Here is a 21,746-nt window from a genome sequence, read left to right on the forward strand (position 1 = left end):
TATTTTTTAATTTGAAAATGTTTTAGCAAAAGCTGTCATCATAGTGTTTTCCATTCTGTTGTCATTATGTTTTTGGAGCCAGAGAGCTTCCTCAAGAAGTTTATAAAATTCATCCATTGGAAGTTTGTACGGATCGACTTGAAAAGCATATCGAATAAGAGCTGCCGATTTTTTAAATTCATCTTTTTGCGGAGTTGAATTAATTGTAAATTCACTATCTTTTTTGATTATTTCGATGATTGAGTTTCCTGAAGAAAGCATGAACTCATCATTATAATTTTCTTTCTCAAGTAAACATTCTTTAAATAAAAATAGAATCGCTTCATGTGGATTGTCTTTATATAAATTTTGATAATTAAGGTAAATTTCGAAAGTTGGCTTTTTGCAATAAACCGTTATTGATTGGTCATCAGAAGTAAGTTTGAGAATTTTACCGTATTTTTCTTTTAGGTTCTTAATGGATATTTCGTCTGTCATTTTTTTGTTTTTTAAGAGATTAAATACAGCTGTCTTTGCTTTCTTTTTTTATGATTTCAGCCAAACTTTCACTTTTTTCAGTTGAAGTTAAAGGCGTAATATTGAAGCTCTCTATAAAAATGCTTGCTCCAGATTGTTGTTTCAAAGGATTTTTAAAATTGGTCATGTCTGGTATTTTAGGTACTTCGCCTAAATCTTTAGGTGTATAATCCATAATTGGTAATTGTTTAACGGGTGATATAATTATTTGAATGATTTATGCAATTGAAGTCCTTACTTTCTAAATTATTCAGAAAGTTAAAATGCAATGTTTTATGTTTGTTTTGTGAGCTCTAATAGATGAATTAGAGTATGTAAAAGTAGCGTATGTAAAGTTGAAAAAAGAATAATTGAGTACTGGTTTTCAGTAGTTTCAGTAGAAAATAATTTGCTAAAAAACTCATCAAAAAAACACCCAGAATCATTAGAGAATTTGTCTTTTTCTAATGATTCTGGGATATTTTGTATAAGAGAATAATTTAAATCTCTATGAATTTCTTTTACATTTCTTGTTTAGAAAATAGAGGAACAATGCTAGACAACGCAGCCAATAAAAACAAACCAAACAATTTGATTCTGTAGATTGTAATCAATGATAATCCTGCTTCTTGTAAAAGATCAAATTTTGTGTCAATTAAGCCTGTCAATACAATTATCAAGCAATAATTGCTGTGATTTTTGCTTTGTTCATATAATTTAGTTTAAGATAAATCTTAATGATTAATCAATTGTCGCATTTGCTGATTAATTATTTTTCGATCCATGAAGACCAAGCTCCTGCTGTTAATGTTCTTATGAAAAATCGACCACTTGAAGCTGTAGATGTAAATGTAATTCTCTGCATTCCATAATCAGAAGCATTATATCTGAATGTTTCTAAAAAATAGTCTCCTGTAGCTCCTGCTATTTCTATCGTATTTCCAGCTATTGTTCTTTGTGAACCAACAGGAGTATTGGTGAATATAGTATCTGAGGATTCTGTATTTGCTACCCCGATTTTGATTCCATTAGTTGAAATAGTTCCGTTAACCTCTAGTTTGTTTCCGCTGCTGGTCGATGAACCTATTATTAAATTATAAAATTGCCCTGTATCAGAAATTATGGATTGACCAATGAAGTTTTTAGCTGTAAGATCTCCATTTTTATCAAGAATTATATTGGTTTGTGGAGGAAGAGGAAATGTATCTAGGTCGGTTATTTCAATATTTCCAGTTAGACCAAGATATTGAGATACACTAAGATTGCCTGATATATAAAGATCACCCTCTTTGGATTCGTTTCCAGTTTTATGCAATGCGTTGTTGTCCGATAGATATATATTTCCTGTACCAACAATCGATTCTCCATTAATAGTTTTAAAATCAGATGTAGTTGCTAATGTTAATGTGTTAGTGCCTTCTTTGGAAGGAAAAAGAATACTTGTGTGCGAATTTGTTTTTAACTTTTCAAAACTAACAGTGTTAGATGCATTTTCGTATGTGTCATGTTGCATAAATCTGATAGTACCAGTATCACAATATAATTTAGCATAACTTCCATTATCAAATTCATTCTGTAATTTTATTAAAGTAGGATCTAATATAAGTTCAGAAGTATTACCAAAAGAATCTCTTGATCTTAGTCCCAGAGTACCTTCAAATTCAGCATCTTTTCCGCCATCTATGGCTTTTTGTAGTGTTATGTTTTCGCTAAAATCTTTTTTATCTAATCCAATTACTTTTCCCTGATCGTCTAAAGCAAGAAGATAATTTTTTTCAGAATAAACAAATTTTGTCCATTGGCTACTAGACCAACTTACGCCATACAAATTGTTATCAGAATCCTTGTATATGCCTCTAAAATTAGTGCCCACTCCGTTTGCTAAAACTTTTGACTCTCCAGAAGGGGTAATTAGAGTAAATTGTGATATAAACATTGGAGAGTAATTACTATATACAAGTATATTATCTGAATTGTCAAAAATAATATCCTGAGGCCATTTGCCTGTAGTTTCTTCAAGAATAACAGATCCATTGGAATCTAAGCCTATCAGTTTATTATTAGTGTAATCTAGTATAAATACAATACCGTTTTTATAGGCTATACCGCTTAATGTAATTGATTCTGTTAAATAAAACGGTGTCATTATATTGCCTTCTGATTTATATACCCCTTCATTATTTGCACAGTAAAATTCGTGATTATCACCTTCAGTAAAATAGGAGTAAGGTTTTATGTTGCAATATGGGGTAGTTTCACCTGTATTGGTATTGATTGTAATTACCGCACCTGTAGATCTATTAATACAAAACATTATTCCTTTTGAAAAAAACAATGTTGTATTTCCTTTATTGTTTAAAAAATTTTCTGTTATGCTAAAATCAGCATCGATTTTGATTATATTATTATCTGCTTGTGACAAATACAAATTATTAATTTCATCATATTCAATACTAACTGGTGTATTGGATAAAATGGTTGTGAACTTAGTAATTCCATTCTTATCTAGAATATCAATCTTGTTTCCAGATTGATATGTAATAGCAATATCTCCATTATTTTTATTTTGAGCTGTTAAATTTGGAAATGACTGAGAAGTTGAAACTATTGTTTTTGTGTATGAAGCAGAACTTTTTAAATCAGCAAATTTTAAACCAGAGTCATTTAAAATACCAGATGTAATAACTGCTGTAGTTCTATCAATTGATATTGGTGAATTTTCAAACCCATTACCATTCCAGCCAAATTTAGGAACAACATTTGGAGTTCCTGAAAAGCTATTTGATAAATCAATATTTCCTTCTCCATCAGCATATTGTCCATTTACGGATAAAGGCATAGTAACTGAAAAATCCTCATCACTATCTCTTAAATACGGATAATCAATAGTAAGGTGTTGATTTTCCCCATTTTGAGAATCACGAAAATAAAGCCCGCGGAATTCAAATAACATTTTTGAATTAAAGTCTCCGTCTACACTGTCCATCCCTAAGCTAATACCTTCACCTTGTATTTGAGAATGAAAAATTCCAGAGCCCAGTCTCCCAGAATAATCAGCATTTAATCGTTCTGTTGTAGTTGTTATTCCCAAAGCATTAAATTGGGAGTCAAATGAGTTTTCTAGATTTTCATTGTATTTACCGCCAACACCTCTAATTTCAGCATCATTAGTAGCAGTTAAATAAGCAATTTGTTTTGAATCAGAAGTGCTGAAATCAATAATTTCTTGAAATGTTTTATCAGTGTCATAGTTGCCTGCAATAACATTTCCATCTGAATCAAGACCTAAACTTTTGTCAAATATACCTAGTGGTGTTGTTTTTATGTTTAATTTATCAACATAAATTGTATTGTCTTGTTCTCCTGTAATATCTTTACCAAAAACAACTGTGTTTTTTCCATTAGCCTGTGAATTTTCACCATGAACAAAAGAGTTGGTTCCATTTGCTGAAGAATACGCACCTCCTGCATGACTAGCGTCACCATCTGCAATATTGCTATGGCCTTCAGTATGGCTAGATTGTCCATTTGCTTTCGTACCTAATCCTTCGGCATGAGAATAACTTCCCTTAGCGATTGTTGAATATCCTTCAGCATGAGAGGCATTTCCTAAGGCCTGATTATTATTGCCTTCCGCATGACTCGCTAGTCCTTCTGCTAATGCATTAGCTCCTTCCGCATGCGATGCAAATCCTGTAGCAACTGGATATCTTCCTTCTGCATGACTAGCATAGCCGTTTGCAATAGCGCCATCTCCTTCAGCGTGACTAGCACTTCCTTCTGCCTTACTATTAAATCCTGTGGCTACACTAAAAGTTCCAGAAGCTATATTATCTCCTCCTTTTGCTTGCATTGAGTTCTCTCCAGCACCTTTTTTCCATAAGAGATCCTCATTTTTTATGATTGCAATATTTCCAGTTCCTGTTAAAGTCTCTCCATTAATTGTTTTAAATTCAGGTTTGTTAAGTAATTGGCTAAAGCCAGATTCACTATTCCAATCTGTGTTTGCCTGAGGAGCATGTGCATCTACATCTGAAATGTGATTATTTAAAGAATTTTTGTCTGCTTTTGTATTTAGTAATTCATCTAGACCATCAACTTCTTTTAGAGGAACTTTCTCTAATTTATGCCTAAACGAATCCCAAGTGTCCCAGAATTGTTGTTGTGAAGGTTTTAAGCTGGTTTTAAACCAGTTTTTTATGGTATTTAATGTCTGTATTGCCATGATAATAATATCTAATTGATTTGTTGTTGTTGTGATTTTTTAAGGAGGTTGTTTTTAGATTTAAAAGATTTTTTAAATGGCTTTTATCTGGGATTTTAGGCATTGTTCTAATGCCTTTTGATAATAAATAATTCATTGTGGTATTTGGTGTAAGTGGATAAATAATATATTGCTTTGGAAATGCATTTAAGAATAGAGAGTAGATCTGTATTGCATAAAACAATATTGCAATTAAAATTTGAGGGTGTAAAAGTAGATTAGAACAGCACTTAAAAAGGAAAAAAGAGACCTCAGTTTTCGGTAGTTTCAGTGAAAATAAATGGATAATTTAGTTTTAAATGTTTATAAAATTCCCAAAAGTATTAGATGAATTATATTTTCCTAATGACTCTCGGATATTTCTATTAATTGTTTTGATTATCGAGACGTATTTATTTCGCTATAGAATTCTTTTAAATTTCGTCTTTAGAAAATAATGGACTAATGCTTGATAATGTAGCTGACAAAAATAAACCGATCAATTTGATTCTATTGATTGTTATCAATGACAAACCAGCATCTTGCAAAAGATCTAATTTTGTGTCAATTAAGCCTGTTAAAACAATTAATAAGCTTATGATTACTGTAATTTTTGATTTGTTCATATAATTAATTTGTAGTTTTTTTTGAGATATTTCTTGTAGTTTTTATCTATTCTTTCCTGTAAACTATTACACTTATATTAATTTGGAAATTTCGTTTTTGGAGTAGATTTTAGCTTTAATGATTTATTGATACATTGTTAGATTTCTTTAGAAACGGTATTTTTCATTTATTAGACTTTGGTAAATATTAATACTCTAAATTGTTTGAAAATTTTTACGATAACTGAAAAAAAGTTTTTTTCTAAGGAATTATAAATTCTTTCGAGTCATCGAAATCGCCAAGGTCATCTGCTAATTTAATGATCGTGCCTGAAGTAAATTTTGATCAAGTTACCCATGATTGCGGATAGTAGCCACTAGGCCAAATATTTGAGAATTCAGATTCGCTAGGTATTTTGTATTTGAGAAAAATTCCATTATATGCACTGCAGGTATAAGACCTTAAGAGTATTTCATCATTAAGTTCATAAGTAGTTGTATCGCCGTACGTGCAGTTATAATTAAATTATATGATTTTTCCCACTATGTCATTCAGGTTAGTAAAACTGCTCATCAAACTTGTATCTCCACCGTAATAAGTTGCTTCTGCAAGAAAATTACCTTGACAATAACCAATTACGCTATCCCCAATTTCTAATTCATCGGCTGTATTGGGAGCAACTTTAAAAATTAAAAACTGCCCAGATGGGATAATTTTTTGTCCGTTTACTAATTGTTCAATGTCTTCAATATCTCGTACCGGAATTTTTTCATATTTATGTCTAAACGAATCCCAAGTGTCCCAGAATTGTTCTTGTGAAGGCTTTAAGCTGGTTCTAAACCAATTTTTAATGGTATTTAATGATTGTATTGCCATGATTTTAATCTAATTAAAAGGTTGTTTTTGTAAATTCTGATAAATTGTTAATGTTGTTTTGTGGTATTTTTTAGTCTTTGTGTCAAAAACTTTGGAATGAAGACCAAAATTGTGATTGAGTAGGTTTACTGCCAGTCTTAAACCAGCCCAAAATCGTGTTGATGTTTGTTGCCATAATTGTATTAGGATTAAATTGTTTATTAGATAATAAAATGTGGGGAGTCAAATTTTACTTGGTATGAAGCGTAAGTGGTAAAATTTGAGAATGCAAAAATAAGATGTAAAAAAACAAAAAAAGAAAGTAAAGCTCAAGCTTTCAGTGGTTTCAGTCGAAAATTATTCTACTTCCACTTGTTTTTTTTTCAGTGTTTTGTGGTGTAATTGCTGAGTCAGGATCTGATCCTATTTAGTTTTGTTTTTTATGAAAAGGCTTTATTGATTAGCTTTATTTTCATAAAATTGAGTTACAGTCGGTAGAATGGCAGAAATGACCAAACCGACTAATTTGATTCTGTTAATTGTTAGTAATGATAATCCGGCGTCTTGTAAAAGATCAAATTTCGTATCGATAAAACCTGTTAATACGATTAATGCGCTTAGAATAATTGTAATTTTTTGCTTGTTCATAAAAGTTTAATTTTTGAATTATAATTAATTGCTTAATGATTTGTTCTTGAAGCATGAAGAAGATTCAGAACCTTAAAAAGTAATGCTGTTAAAATTTGAGGATGTAAAAGTAGATTAGAAGAGTAGTAAAAAACGAAAAAAACAACCTCGTTTTTCGGTAGTTTCAGTAGAATAAAAGTGATGTTTAGTTATCTTTATTTTACGGTTAATTACATTAAGATCACTCTATGATTTGAAGATAATAAAAATCGCCAGCAAGAAGGAAATATGTTCCTGTTGCTGGCGGATTTAAAAGTTTTTTTATGATAGTGATTTGATATTATCTAATTTTTTGGACATAAATCGCCTTATTTGAATTTGTAATTTTCCATGATACGTTTTGACCATTAGCATTAGTACTATCAGAATATCCCAAGCTCATAGTGAATATGAAATTGAAAGAAGCTTGTGATACTGGTAACGGAGCATCATTATTCGAATTAGTAATCGAATAGTCAATGTATTCTGTTATTACACTAGAACCATTGTCAATTTTTAATGGAAGAGTTATACCTGACCAAGATTGTAAACTAGTTTCTATAATTTCTGAAAAAACATTGTCATAATAGGTTGTGTTATTGCTTCCATTAGGAATAGTTAAATTGCTTTTTTCATATATCTTTAATTGACTCCATCTTGGTCCTCCTATGGTTTTATAGAAAAAACCATTATTTATCTGCATTGAAACCTCTAATTTTACTCCGTTTGGCATTACAGTGCCAGAAGAATTTTTACTTAAATTAATGCGGTTAAACATATTGATAGATAATAAGCCAGAATTAGGAAAAGCGCCAATTTGACTTACTGCTGTTTGTGCTGCATTTGAAGCATTTATTCCAGAATATACTTCAGACACAATATTGGAAGGAGAATTGTAAACCATTAATAATACTCTCCCATCATCTTCTAAAAGACTATATTTTTTTCCATTATGTGTTGACCATAATTTTCCATTAACGTCACGTTCGATTGCACCATCTTGGTATGTAGCAGTTAAAGAGCCTGTCGGAACAATAATAGGATCATTTGTTAATGCAATTGTACCAGATTTATTAGGCCATTTCAAAGTGTTATTTTGCGTTATGCTTGAGCTAGGATAAATACATGTATAATATCCGTTAGGCATAAACCATTTAATGTATTCCCATGACAATTCTGTCTTATAATTGCCTAATCCAGCGCTTGTTAATTGAGTAATAATTTTATCTTCTAAAATTTGTGTTGTAAAAATGTAATTTCCAGTACTATTGTTTACTTTTATTCCAAGTTTAAAATTCCAAACAGCAGAAATTGTTTGAACTTTAGTCTTTAAGTTTTCCCACCAATTAAACAACTTAGAACGGCTAACAACTTTATTATCTTCTGTAACCATTGATGTTATTTGAGTTTCAGTATCAGTTGCAATTGTGGCACTCAGCTTAATTTCATTCAGTTTTTTTCCCATTTCTGAGGTTAAGGCTTTGGTTGTTCCGCCAGTAGTAAGATCATTCACTAAAATAGTATTTAGCGAAATTTGCACTTGCTCAATAGCATCTACAATTTCCTGAATAGTGTCAAGGTCTACATTATCAGATTGAAGTATAGTATTAATTCCGTTTATCTGATCTTGTAAAATTTTACCTTGTTCAGCGCTTAGAATAGATTCGGTTCCGCCTGTTATTAAATCATTTACTAGTGATAAATATTGGCTTGTAATTTTTGCCACGTCATTTAATGGAACGTAGCCTCCGCTGACACCTTTTTGCGATTTGTCTTCTTTTTTCGTTTCTAACAGTTTCCCCATTTCTGCGGTTAAAGCTTTGGTTGTTCCGCCAGTAGTAAGATTATTTATTAAAATGGTGTTTAATGATATTTGTATCAGCTTAATAACGTCTGCAATTTTCTGAAGAGTATTCATCTCAACATTGTCAGATGACAATAATGAGACGATATGGTCTATTTGGTTTTGTAAAACAAGTCCCTGTTCGGCTGATAATAAAGAAGTTGAGCCTCCTGCTTTCAGGTTATTGATTATGTCTAAATATTGATGTGCAATTTTCGAAAATTCATCTAACGGAACATAACCTTCAGCTAAACCTTTTTGAGATTTATCTTCTTTATTGGCAAGAATTTCAGAGTGAGCATTTTTATCATTTTTATGTTTGTCTAACTCTGATTTTTCAGCTTTTGCATCTAGTGTCGATTCAAGTTCTTCAATATCTTCTAAAGGAACTTTTTCCCATTTATGTCTGAAAGAATCCCAAGTGTTCCAAAATTGATTTTGTGAAGGTTTTAAACCGGTTTTAAACCAGCTTTTTATAGTATTTAATGTTTGAATTGCCATGTTTTTTGTTTTTAGTGAAGTTTAAAAAAAAAATAGTTTTCATTTAGAATAGCGTAAAAACTTCTAGATGAAAGATTAAATGAAACTATAAAAGGAGAATTACCCTTGTCGGGAATTTTAGGCATTTTTCGAATGCCTTTTGAGAATAAAAAATCCATAACGGCTATTTTAAATTGATTAATAATAAAAGGCGAGTGGTATTTTTTATGTAAAGGGAGAACTGCAATAAAAAGCAGTGGACTATTCGTTTTTCGGAAGAAGCAAAAGTAAGAAAAGGAGCATGTTTTTGATTAAAAAAGACTAACCTGTTTCTGTAGTTTCAGTAGAAAGATAATTTGCTGAAACTACTGAATCCAAAGGGTTTGAATTTTTAAAATGATAAATAGTGAATGTATTTTTGCCATCAGAAAAACAGCTTCATCATGAATAAAAATACAGTTCACAATTTCAATCTTTTAATAAAAAATAGTACTTCTAATGAAACGCCAGAAGGTTTAACTAAAGCTATTATAAAAGAGCTGGCTGAGGTTTCAAAAGAAATGAACCAGCAAAAAGATATCGTACAAATTTGGCAAGAGCAGAAAACTGCCAATAATAGTATAGACTCGGCCGAAGAAGGCGTTTTCGATAACAATGTTGCAATTAAAACGGCTAAATCGTTTGACACTACTTCTTCGGCTCCAGAGGCTTATTTACTAAAATCATCAACATTGAATGCTTCAATCGGAGGAGGCATTACTGATATAACTGAAGGCACAATTATGAGTTCTTTCACTTCAGGAAACAATACTCTTCCGGTTTCGAAAGCAGACAACAATATTCTGGATAGTTCTCTAAGTAAGATCTATGAAAGTGTAGATGCAAAGCAAATGTTGTCTGTGCCGCAAATATTTCAAAATGAGTATAATGAGCCTTCTGTTGAGCTTGTAAAAGCTGAAATTAAAAAGAAATTAGATCAGGCAAAAGAAGCAAAGAATGTTGAGGCTATTCAATATTGGACACGTATTAGTAAAGCTTTTGATGAAGGAGCAACGGCAGCAGATTTTGATGGGAAATCAAATGAAATGTTATTTACGCAAATGTATTTTGAACTTCAAAAATGGCATCTTCCTACAATGGGAGAATCTGAATTGAATAATGTAAACTGGGAAGAGATTAAGGAATTAATGATTTTAAAATTATTAGAATTATCAAAAGAAAATGACAATCTCCGTATTAAAGATTATTGTAAAAAAATGATTTCGGAGATTAAAAAGATGGATATCGATATCAATAAGCTTTTTGTAGAACACGATGAGCTTTTCGTATTGCTAAAATCAGTTTTTCCTGATCTTCCTGCTAAAATTACGATCCAGACAAAAAAAGTTATATATCCAAATTTGACTCCTCAAAAAATGTATCCAAATCTTGGGGTAGAAGACATTTATTATATATGGTCAGGAACATTGCTAAATGAAATTAAAATTAAATATGCGAAAGGCGAAAAAAGTAGCGATTGGCTAGGGAATTATCCAGTTTTAAAAGAGGGTGAATGGTATGATTATGATCGAATTAAAAATGCTGATAAAGAAGGTTCTACCTTTTGGAAAGCTTCAATATATAATACCCTGAACGCACAACATTATTTTTATAATACAATTGCACAACGCCATGCCTACTACCAATTTGTCGATGCTTATTTAAAAACCAAGGAAATTATATCAGAATGGTTTGATGCTGCAGCCCAAGTAACGATAGGATCTATCAAAAGCGCATTAGATGGCGAATTAGCACTAGGATCGGCCGAAATGCCTAATGTTTGGTTTTTATCTGATGAGAGTGATGAATTTTTGAAAGGAGGTAATAGATATTTGTTTGCTGATAACATGAATAATGTAAAGTTACTTTTAGAAGGGGAGGGAAAATTGAGCGGTGAGTTTATTGATGCAAAAGGAAATAAACAAAGTTTTAAAAATTTATCTAAACAAGAACTGGATTTCAAATTAGTAGAGTTTGAACAATCTATGGTACAGGATTATATAAATTCGTCCTTTAGAGATTTGGATATTGATCTAATGAAAAAATCATTGCAAGAAGCATCGGGCCTTACGGGTAATGAAGAGCTAGATAAAATTATAAAAGAAATCAATAATAACTTTACTCTCTGGATGGCTCCTGATATTATGGAAGATATCATGCAGAAATATTTTACTATAAATGGAAAAATAACCTTCAATTTCGCTCAATACGAGGACAGAGTGAAATTGGGTCAAGTCATGGTAAAAGAGTTGTATTATCTAAAACTCAGCGATACTTTTAAAGCCGAAAATTTTGATAAAATCATCAAACATCCTCAAAGTTATAATGCAGAAACAGTAGAGTACTTTAAAATTAATCAGGAAAATGCCACAAAGGAAAAAGCAAAACATCTAAAAGAGTATAAATTACTAGAACGATTAGAGAGAATAAAGAGAAATATTAATAATGGTACAGCCAATAATAAAGAACTTGATAAAGTTAAAAATGATGTAAAAGAATCTGTTAAAGAAGAAATTGAAAAATCTATAAATGTTATAAAGAGACAGATCAAAAAATCATTATCAGACATTGGAGAACAAGTTTCAGAATCAGCGTTTGCTATTGATAAAATACTTTATAAAGATTTGAAAGAACTTTATGAGTTCCTAAAAAATGAATTAGAAATAACAAAAAGTAAAGAAAAAGAGGATCAAGATTATGCTGATTTAGTGGAAAACTTATTTAATGATATGATTGAAATTCATGAAATAAGTGAAAAATTAAGAAAAAAGATGGCGAAAGAGATTCAAAAAACAGTAGAAGTAGTGAAAGAAGAAGGCAAAGGATTGCCAGATAAAATTGCTGTAAATGCTTTGGTTAAAACGGCAGAACGCATTTATCCTGGAGTTGGAAAACTTAAAGATGGCAAAAAAGAGATGTCATTTGAAAAAAGTTACGAAGAAACAGTCGCGATTCTCTTGTATGAATTCGCAATGGGTGAGGGACCAGAAATCCGTAATTTTGATTACCATCAGCATAAATTTGCGCAACAGCTCTTAAAAGGGAGAATGATGGAAGAAATTATGGATGAGACTCTAAAATTATTGCGACAAACCAATTATAATTTTGAAAATAAACCTGATAGTAAAGATTTGAAAATTGATTTAGAGTTCAGTCCAACTTTAAAATATGCTATTGAATCTATAGATAAACATTTAGACTCGAATTTAGCACAAATATTTATTGGTGGAGCTTTTGCCTTAGTACGTATTCGAAACAAAAAAATTGAAGGATATGTCTTTAACCAAACAGGAAGAAGATCCTTTATACTTCATTTGGCAGGTGATATAAAAAGGAACAATGAAGGAGGAGCAGAAGCCAAACTGTCAACGATCAAACAAAGGATTTATTTTACTTTTGAGCTTCCATAAAAGTAGTATATTGCAGGAAAATTAAAACAAATGAAAATAAGAATAGCCCTGTTTTTTTTAGTTATAGTTTACGGATTTACTTCTTGCCAAAAAGAAGTTTTAGGGAAATACTATAATATCGAAGATGATAAAGCGGTACATTATGTAGATTTTAAAGCTGACGGTACTTTTTATCATTATTATAAAAAGGATACAGTCGAAAGAAGTCATTCAGGTAACTGGACAAGAGAAGACAATAAAATTCATATTCTAAACTGGGAAGAATACAGTCAGGAATATTTAGAAATTATATCTGGTATGGGAAAAGTAGAATTTGGCAGTACACTTGGTAATCAGATTTTTTGGATATGTGGGTCAAGACTTGATATTACCCCAGACGGAAGTAATAATGCAGATTATATAAAAGAAGAAGATGTAGAAGAAGTAAGAACGGAAAGGAAGAAAATAGAAGCAGAAAGGAAAGCCTATCTAAAAGATAAAGACACTTTTTATTATCCTAATAACAAGATCATCAAAGCGATTGGAATCATAGAAGATGAGGCTAAGAATTATGATTGGAAACATTTTTATCCTACAGGAGAGTTAGAATCGGAAGGAGGGTATTCATCGAATAAAAAGATAGGTATTTGGAAAAATTATTACAAGAATGGCCATTTGAAAGAATTAGGAGCATTTCAGGACAGTTTAAAAGTGGGAACGTGGGAATATTATCATGAGAATGGAAAATTAAAAGAGCAAGGAATTCAGATCAATATAGAAAAAGCAGGATTAAATGAAATATCTCAAAATTTTAGTTCTAAATATTATATAACCCAAAAAAGAGGAATCTGGAAATACTATGATGTTGATGGAAAACTAATTCGGACTAAAGAATTTCCTTCTAGAGAAAAGGCATATGACAGTATATATTTAACATGGAGTGAAAATAAGGATAAGCAAAGTGTTATTTCTCAACGTGAAGAACTTATTAAAAAAGAAGATAAGTACTATAATGACCATAAGGCTTCATTAAAGAACAAAAGAGAAGTAGTAGCCAGGAGCTCTGTAAAATAAAATCATAAAGGCCAAATAGTGATAACCTCCAAAATCCACCAGATTTTGGAGGTTTATTTTTTTAATTCAATTTAAGATCATACCTCTCCTCATAAAAAATCTTCCCCCATTCCTCAACTTCTTCAGATTTCGTCAGTTCAAATCCCATCATTTTATACATCTGAAGCGCTTTATCTTGCAAGTTTGTAGTAAGCAGATAAACATTTTTGAACTTCTTTTCTTTACAGAAATCTAACGCACCAGTTAAGAGTTTTTTACCAATTCCTAATCCTCTAAAAGCGGGGTCGAGAAGAAACCATCTTAGTTGTGCTTCTTCGTTAGGCTGGTGGATAATCGCAACACAACCCACAATTTTATTATTGTATTCTGCCATCCAGATTCGGTCATTTTCTAGGGAATATTTTTCTAAGAAATCGTAAAAAGTCTTGATGACATATTTTTCAAAATCAGTGGAGAAATTATACTCTTTTCCGTAGATCGCGCCGTGCAGATGGATAATGTAACCGATATCACCTGGCGTAATTTCATGGCGATACGTAATATCTTCTCGCGCTATTTTATTTTCTGTCAGCAGATTTCTAACCGTGTTCATCGAATCGACTAAAATCTCTTTTTCAGCAGAATTCAGTTTTTCGATTTTACCTTCAATTTTGTTTTCAGATTTATCATTTAAAACACTTAACAATTCGTTTCCATAATTTGTCAGTTTAATGTTGAAAGCGCGTTTATCTTCTGTAGAAGTTACTTTTTCGATTAAATTTTCCTTTAAAAAACGCTTTAAAATTCGGCTTAAATAGCCTTTATCCAGATTTAAAATTTCTGTGATTTTCTGAGCCGTTATTATTTTGCTTTCGCTGATTTCATATAAGATTCGTATCTCCGTTAAAGAATATTCACTATCCAAATAATGCTGACTTAAAATATCTAAATGCGCTGTATAAAATCTGTTGAAACTTCTAATTTTTGAAGTTGTAGTATTCATAATTGGAAATATTGTATTGTTGAGGTACAAATATATAAAATTAGTTGCTTTTGTCAACTAGTTTTTGAAATTTTATTTTTTCAATAAAGAATTTTGACGAGATTAAAACTCATGTCGAGGCATTTTTATTAATTATTTGTTAAGCGATTTTTCGGCTTAATTCTACTTTTTATAAGATAAAGATTGTTATATGAAACTGCGGTTTTCATTTTTGACTCCAAATACTCCAAAGTTCTATTTTACAGCTTTTTTTGACTTCAAATGTTAATAATATGTTTCGTTTTAGAGGGAGTTTATTAATGTAAACGTAACCTGATCGACCTACCCTCAGTTTTAATTTTGGAGACATATAAGAAGAACCCAATACTTTGTATATGCTATTTTTAAAACAGCAAGATCATTATCAAAACAAAATCAGAAAAAGTGCTTTGGCTCACACTTTTCATTTGATTAATCATAAAATAATGAATCATGTATAAGAAGTTTACAGACGAAGAACTTGTCGAATTATTAAAATCTGGCAAGGATAAAGCTTTTGATGAACTTTATTTCCGATATCGAGATCTGCTTGTTCGATTTGTATATCTCCGAATGAAATCAATCGCTATTTCAGAAGAAATTGTGCAGGAAGTTTTTACCTCTATTTGGGAAAGACGCAAAACAATTGTAATCCAGAAAAGTTTTGCGGCTTATATCTACACTTCGGTTCGCTACATGACTTTAGATTATATCAAATCGCATGAAGTTACGGATCAATACATTCAAGAAGTTTTAGAAAAAAATACGGTTTCGCAACCCAGTTATAATGCAATCGAAGATTCTATTTATTACGATGAATTGCAAAAAGCGGTTGACAAAGCTGCAGATTTACTTCCAAAAAAATCAAAAGAGGTTTTTATTCTGAGCCGAGTAAAACATTACACCAATAAAGAAATCGCCGAAGAATTGAATGTTTCGATCGAAACCGTAAAATATCATATTACGTATTCGCTGAAATTCATGCGCACGTATTTGGGCGAATTCAATTAAAAGTAAACTTCAGATTAAGAATTCAGCTTTTTTCTTAACAGAAGCGTAACCTTTTGCGCCTACCTAAAATTACAATTCCCAAGACATACTATTAAAGACATAAAGAAATTATAATGCCTGAAAATTCAAATAACGAAATCAAAAATTTTTTAGAAGGAAAGTATTCTCCGAAAGGACAAGAAATGTGGAATAAATGGTACGATCTTACAGATGATTTTTTTGATAATATGGAAGTCGTTCAATCGGACCGATCAAAACTGAAAAAAGAATTAAGACAAATAAAGAATACTAATAAAGTTATTTCTCTTCCATATAAAAATTGGGCTGTGGCGGCTTCTTTGGTTTTCTTGATCGGATTATCGGTGTTTTTTTATCAAAGATCAAATACGGTTGAAAGCAAACAGTTTGCAGTAAAACTAGGCGAACATGCTCAGATTAAACTAAGTGACGGAACACAAATATGGTTAAATGCAGGAAGTGTTCTTAAATATCCAAAAGAGTTTAAAGGAGATACTAGAGAAGTGTATTTAAGCGGAGAAGCTTTTTTTGATGTAGCCAAAGACAAAAAACATCCATTTATCATTCATACCAATAAAATGGATACCAAAGTTCTTGGAACCAGTTTTAATGTTCAAGCATATCCGGATCAAACCACACAAGAAGTTTCGGTGGCAACCGGAAGAGTAAACGTAAAATCGACCGTTACAGATGAAAATGTGTATGTAACTCCAGGACAAAAAGCGGTTTTTAAATCTCATGATAATAAACTTCAGGCTTTTAAGGACGTTCCAGTAAACACAATTTCGCTATGGCGAAAAAATATTATGGTTTTTGAAGAAACGCCTCTGCCAGAAGTTGTCGCCACAATCAACCGCAATTATAATGTTTCGATTGAAGTCAGAAACAAGAATTTAAACGATTTAAAGATTAGCGCCTATTTTAAAGAATTGCCTGCTGATCAGGTAATTGGTTTGGTGTGCAATATCATCAACGCTCAATACAAAATGGATTCTGGAGTTTACAAAATCGAATAATTCTTTAAACAATAAAAATAAAAACTACGTAGCAAACTATAAACAAAACAATTACACTAAATCTAAAAACTATGAATGAAAAACAAATGCGGTATGCCGCAAAAAGTCAGAGCATAAGGACAATGGGAACAAAATTATTCCTGTTTATGACTTTGTTTTTTGCTGCATTAACAGTACAAGCCGGGAATGTTGACATTAACAAAAGAGTGACTTTAAAAGTTGATAATGAAAGTATAAAAAATATATTTCAAAAAATTGAAAATCAGGTTGATGTGCATTTTATGTATGAAAGCAACCAAGTAAACGCCAATCAAAAATTAAGTTTAAAATTGAGTAATGTACCGCTAGAACAAGCGTTGGATAAAATTTGCGGGAACGCTCTTAAATATGAGATCGTTAGCAACAATATCGTAATCAAGAAAAATCAGAAACTTGCAGAGAACAAAATTACTATTTCGGGAACTGTTTTTGGCGGAGATGATAATATGCCTTTGCCAGGTGTCGGAATTAAAGATAAATTCTCTGATGCAGCAACAGCAACAGATTTTGACGGAACATTTAAATTAGAAGTAAATGCTTCTGAAGCGACGCTTATTTTTTCTTACGTAGGTTATATAACGCAAGAAGTAAAAGTAACAAGTTCGCAAAACATTATAGTAAAATTAGCTGCCGATGTAAAACAGCTTCAGGAAGTTGTGGTAATGGGGTACGGAAGTGTGAAAAAGAATGAAGTTTTAGGAGCGGTTGGTTCTGTTTCTATGAAAGAAACTTCAAGCAGAACATACAACAATGCTGCTGAATTATTGCAAGGAACTGTTGCCGGAGTTACGGTAATCAACGATGGTGGTGATCCAACTGCTTCTCCTACAATCAACATTCGTGGTATTGGATCTTTGAATGCTGAAACGCCTTTAATCGTTTTAGACGGAATTATTTACAGCGGTTCTTTAAATACAATAAATCCAAATGATATTGCTTCGATTAACGTTTTGAAAGACGCGGCTTCTGCGGCAATTTATGGTGCGAGAGCTTCTGGTGGGGTAATTTTAATTACGTCTAAAAAAGGAGTTTCGGATAAAATTAATGTGAATGTAAACTATCAAGGAGGTTTTCAAAATGTAGCCAAAAAATTAGAAGTTTTAAACGCCGCAGAATATGCTGATGCAATGAATATTGCAAGAGATAACGCTGGTTTGCCAAGAATTCCTGCTTTTGATCCTGCTTATGAACCAACAGCAAGAACAACAAAAACAAACTGGATGGATGAAATTTTCCGTACAGGAGAAATTCAAGATTTATCACTTTCGATAAACGGAAAAACAGAAAAATCTAATTTCTTTCTTTCTGGAAGTTATAGAAAAAACGAAGGTATTTTGTTAAATACGTATGGAGAACGTTATACAGTAAGAGCAAATTCTTCTTTCAAATTAGCTGATAATTTTACAATTGGAGAAAATATTTCGTACTCCTTAACAAATGGTCAAACGGCTAACACTTCAAGTTCGTACACAGGAGCAATTCAAGCGGCAATTTTGTATCCGCCAAATGCTACGATTTATAGAGAAGATGGTTCTGGACAATTTGGTGGAGTTCCAGAAAAATATATTGGTTCTTACGGAGACGTTATAAATCCGGTGGCGTATTTGAAAAGATTAGATAATGAAAATCCAATTTCTACGATTTTGATCAATCCTTACGCAGAATGGGAAATTGTTCCAGGTTTAAAAGTGAAATCTAACTGGGGTTACACTAGAATTCAGGATAATGCAAATGATTTTACGGTAAAAGTTACAGAGCCTGGAAAAATCTTCGATTTCAACAGATTGACTCTTAAAAATATAACAACTACAGATTTATTAAGCGAACAGACTATTTCTTATGAGAAATCATTAGGGAAACACAATCTGAAAGCTTTGGCTGGATATACGTACCAAGAAACTAAAAGAGATTTCTACACCATTGAAGGAACTGGTTTTGATAACGAAGATCCATCGCAGCGTTATTTGTTGAATGCAAAATTGATTCAGCAAACGGCAGCGGGAAAATCAGATGAAATTATTTCGTCTTATGTGGGAAGAATCAATTACGATTTCAATCAGAAATATTTAATCTCAGGAATTGTTCGTCGTGACGGAACTTCAAAATTATTAGAAAATAACCGTTGGAAAGTATATCCTTCAGTTTCTGCAGGTTGGTTGATTTCTGAAGAAAATTTCATGAAAGGAATCGAGCCAATCATCAGCAATTTAAAACTTCGCGCAAGCTGGGGACAAATTGGAAACTTAGGAAACCTTGGGCCATACCAATTTAGTGTGCCTTTGGTTCAAACTCAAGCTTTAATTGGAGCAGTGCCATCAATCAATTATGGTTATGCGGAAAGCGAATTGTCAAACCCAAATTTAAAATGGGAAAGTTCTGAACAGACTAATATTGGTTTAGATTTTTCAATGCTAAACAATACTTTGGTAGGATCTGTTGATGCTTACGTGAAGAAAAACAAAGACATGTTGGTTCGTGATCAATTGCCTGGAGTTTCAGGAACACCGCAAGGAAGAATCGTTAACTCTGGAGATGTTGAAAACAAAGGAATCGAGGTAAGTTTAACGTACCAAAAAACTCGTGGTGAATTTAAATTTGATGTAACGGCAAATGCTGGGTTTTTAAGCAATAAAATTGTTTCTATTAAAGACGATTTAAATTCATTAGAACCTCTAGGCTTAAGCCGAGTTCGTAGTTTGCCTTTAGCGAATATTTACCAAGTTGGAAGCCCAGTTGGTGCTTTCTACGGATACCAGACAGACGGATTATTTCAAAGCAATGATGAGGTGAAAGCTTTTGTAAATAAAGATGGTGTTATGTATCAGCCAAATGCGGTTGCTGGTGATATTAAATTTAAAGATGAAAACGGAGATGGAGTTATCAATAACAGCGATAGAGTAGTTTTAGGAAGTCCTTTCCCAAAAACAACGTATAGTTTGAATGCTAATTTCAGATACAAAGGATTTGATATGAATATTTTCTTCACGGGTGCTGCAGGAAATAGCGTTTTCAACGCTGTAAAACATACAGGTTTAAATGCTTCTTTCCCAGGTTACAACTTGTTGGCTGAATCAAAAGATGCTTGGACTCCAACAAATACGGATACAAATGTTCCAGTTCTTTCATCAACAGATAACAATAATAATTTCGGACGCATTTCGAATCTTTTTATCGAAGACGCTTCTTTCTTAAGATTGAAAAACGTTTCGATTGGATATACAGTTAAAGAAAGCTGGTTGAACGGAAAAGCGAAATTGAGATTCTTTATTTCGGGACAAAACTTATTTACAATCACGAAATATTCTGGAATGGATCCTGAAGTTGGACTTAGAAATTTCGGAATGGATTTAGGTCGTTATCCGCTTTCTCGTATTTATATGACAGGTATTAACGCAACTTTTTAAAAAATAAAAAACAATTAAAATGAAAAAAATAAGTCTTTTATTATTGAGTTTCGTGCTTTTAGCTGGATTTTCAGCTTGTGAAAGCGAACTTGATGTGATTCCGCAGGGAGCTCCTTCAAGCGGTAATTTCTGGAAAACGCCAGCAGATGCAAAAGCAGGAGTAAATGCAATTTATGCGTTATATTCTGATGATAATATGTACGGTCGCGGTTTCTTTTGGCTAAATAATGCCAGCGATGATATTGGAACAAAACCAAGACAAAACGCAGAAAGAATCAAAAATTTTATTGTGGATGGATCAGAATCAGATACAAAAGATATCTGGAGAATTCACTACGAAATTATGAAACGTTGTAATGACGTAATTCGTAATATTCCAAATATTAAATTAGACGAAAGCACAAAAAACGGAATGTTGGGAGAAGCTTATTTTAATCATGCAGTAATGCACTTAGAATTGGCTTACCATTATGGAGATGATCGTGCGGGAATTCCGATTCAAGACAGAGAAAATCCAACAAATGTGTATGTGCCTCGCGCTAAAAATGTAGCGGAGAATTATGCTTACATCGCAGCAGATTTAATCAAAGCGGCAGATTTATTGCCATACTTTGATCAGCTTACTCCAGACAATTACGGACGCGCTCACAAAACTGCAGCTTGGGCTTATTTGGTGCGTACTTATTTGTATGCAAAAGATTGGGACAATGCCATTAAATATGCCAATATGATTGTGGCTAGCGGAAAACACAAATTATTAGAAAATTTTGAAGATGTATTTAAAATCAGCAATAATTGGTCTTCAGAATATATTTGGGCTGTAACTTCTAGTGCAGAAAATACTTCTTTAGGTTCTATTTTTCCAGGAGTTTGTTTAGAAGATAAAGGTTGGGGAGTTTACAATGGTTGGGGAAATTTTTATCCGACAAAAGAATTATTTGATACTTACGCTGCAAATGATAAAAGGCGAAGCGCTACGATTTTACAAAAAGGAGACAAATTTGTTTATTTTGGAGAAACAGCAACTTTTAACGAAGGAAATCACGTAGTAAGTTCAAGTAACAGAACAGGTTATCAGTTTAAAAAATATATGGAGCCGTTCAGTTATCCAAAAACTGGTTCTGGCGGAGTTGATATTCGTTATGTAAATGCAAACGGAGACAAACCTTCAACAGCTTTAAATGTTCCTCTTTTAAGATATGCAGATGTCATTTTAATGTTAGCGGAAGCGAAATTAATGAAAGGTCAAAATGCAGATGCTGAAATCAATATGATTCGCCACCGTGCAGGTCTTACCGATATTTCTGGAGCAACAATAGCCGATTTGAAAAGAGAAAGAAGATGCGAGTTAGCAGGAGAGTGGACCGACCGTCATTTTGATTTAGTGCGTTGGGGAGATGCAAAAGAAACGTACGCAAAACCATTGCACCATTATGATGGAAGCGTAATTTATCCTGCTCGTAATTTTAATCCTGCTATTCACCATGTTTGGCCAATACCGCCAGATGAAATCGCAGTAAGCAAAGGAGCTTTGACTCAAAACCAAGGCTGGTAATAAATAATTTTAT

General features: G+C 32.2%; 14 protein-coding genes. 6 read left to right on the top strand and 8 right to left on the bottom strand.

All coding sequences use genetic code 11. The features are described from left to right. Nucleotides 1-6 precede the first annotated feature (6 nt). The 7 genes from QLQ96_RS10215 to QLQ96_RS10245 form a co-directional block, all read right to left on the bottom strand. Entirely contained in the window at nucleotides 7-477 is a 471-nt protein-coding gene (locus QLQ96_RS10215; protein ID WP_482496560.1) for a hypothetical protein, read from the bottom strand. Between the two features lie 19 nt (nucleotides 478-496). Continuing rightward, nucleotides 497-691, bottom strand: coding sequence for a hypothetical protein (locus QLQ96_RS10220; RefSeq protein WP_482496561.1), 195 nt, complete (start codon nucleotides 689-691; stop codon nucleotides 497-499). A 573-nt stretch (nucleotides 692-1,264) separates the two neighbouring features. After that, a complete protein-coding gene (locus tag QLQ96_RS10225; RefSeq protein ID WP_482496562.1) occupies nucleotides 1,265-4,720 on the bottom strand; it encodes a hypothetical protein in 3,456 nt (1,151 codons plus the stop codon). Nucleotides 4,721-5,172: 452 nt separating this feature from the next. Continuing rightward, nucleotides 5,173-5,364 (bottom strand): hypothetical protein, encoded by a 192-nt coding sequence (locus QLQ96_RS10230; RefSeq protein WP_482496563.1) that lies wholly within the window; start codon nucleotides 5,362-5,364, stop codon nucleotides 5,173-5,175. Nucleotides 5,365-5,869: 505 nt separating this feature from the next. Beyond that, nucleotides 5,870-6,220 carry a hypothetical protein gene (locus QLQ96_RS10235; protein ID WP_482496564.1) on the bottom strand — a complete coding sequence of 117 codons (351 nt, stop codon included), beginning with the start codon at nucleotides 6,218-6,220 and terminating at the stop codon, nucleotides 5,870-5,872. A gap of 432 nt (nucleotides 6,221-6,652) precedes the next feature. Further along, nucleotides 6,653-6,847, bottom strand: coding sequence for a hypothetical protein (locus QLQ96_RS10240; protein WP_482496565.1), 195 nt, complete (start codon nucleotides 6,845-6,847; stop codon nucleotides 6,653-6,655). A 319-nt stretch (nucleotides 6,848-7,166) separates the two neighbouring features. Then, the gene (locus tag QLQ96_RS10245) at nucleotides 7,167-9,209 is read right to left on the bottom strand and encodes a hypothetical protein (RefSeq protein WP_482496566.1); all 2,043 of its coding nucleotides are present in this window, start codon (nucleotides 9,207-9,209) and stop codon (nucleotides 7,167-7,169) included. A 422-nt stretch (nucleotides 9,210-9,631) separates the two neighbouring features. Between QLQ96_RS10245 and QLQ96_RS10250 the strand changes: the two genes are divergently transcribed. Further along, a complete protein-coding gene (locus tag QLQ96_RS10250) occupies nucleotides 9,632-12,637 on the top strand; it encodes a hypothetical protein (protein WP_482496567.1) in 3,006 nt (1,001 codons plus the stop codon). Nucleotides 12,638-12,667: 30 nt separating this feature from the next. Beyond that, a complete protein-coding gene (locus tag QLQ96_RS10255; protein WP_482496568.1) occupies nucleotides 12,668-13,690 on the top strand; it encodes a toxin-antitoxin system YwqK family antitoxin in 1,023 nt (340 codons plus the stop codon). A 61-nt stretch (nucleotides 13,691-13,751) separates the two neighbouring features. Here the strand turns inward: QLQ96_RS10255 and QLQ96_RS10260 are convergent, their stop codons facing one another. Next, nucleotides 13,752-14,672 (bottom strand): bifunctional helix-turn-helix transcriptional regulator/GNAT family N-acetyltransferase, encoded by a 921-nt coding sequence (locus QLQ96_RS10260; RefSeq protein ID WP_482496569.1) that lies wholly within the window; start codon nucleotides 14,670-14,672, stop codon nucleotides 13,752-13,754. A gap of 471 nt (nucleotides 14,673-15,143) precedes the next feature. On the opposite strand from QLQ96_RS10260, the gene QLQ96_RS10265 reads away from it, so the two are divergent. The 4 genes from QLQ96_RS10265 (at nucleotide 15,144) to QLQ96_RS10280 (ending at nucleotide 21,733) form a co-directional block, all read left to right on the top strand. Then, a complete protein-coding gene (locus QLQ96_RS10265; protein WP_482496570.1) occupies nucleotides 15,144-15,701 on the top strand; it encodes an RNA polymerase sigma-70 factor in 558 nt (185 codons plus the stop codon). A 113-nt stretch (nucleotides 15,702-15,814) separates the two neighbouring features. Further along, nucleotides 15,815-16,735 (top strand): FecR family protein, encoded by a 921-nt coding sequence (locus tag QLQ96_RS10270; RefSeq protein ID WP_482496571.1) that lies wholly within the window; start codon nucleotides 15,815-15,817, stop codon nucleotides 16,733-16,735. A 71-nt stretch (nucleotides 16,736-16,806) separates the two neighbouring features. Further along, nucleotides 16,807-20,178 carry a TonB-dependent receptor gene (locus QLQ96_RS10275; RefSeq protein ID WP_482496572.1) on the top strand — a complete coding sequence of 1,124 codons (3,372 nt, stop codon included), beginning with the start codon at nucleotides 16,807-16,809 and terminating at the stop codon, nucleotides 20,176-20,178. Between the two features lie 19 nt (nucleotides 20,179-20,197). Beyond that, a complete protein-coding gene (locus QLQ96_RS10280) occupies nucleotides 20,198-21,733 on the top strand; it encodes a RagB/SusD family nutrient uptake outer membrane protein (protein WP_482496573.1) in 1,536 nt (511 codons plus the stop codon). Nucleotides 21,734-21,746 lie beyond the last annotated feature (13 nt).

This window comes from Flavobacterium sp. B167r, assembly GCF_056824315.1.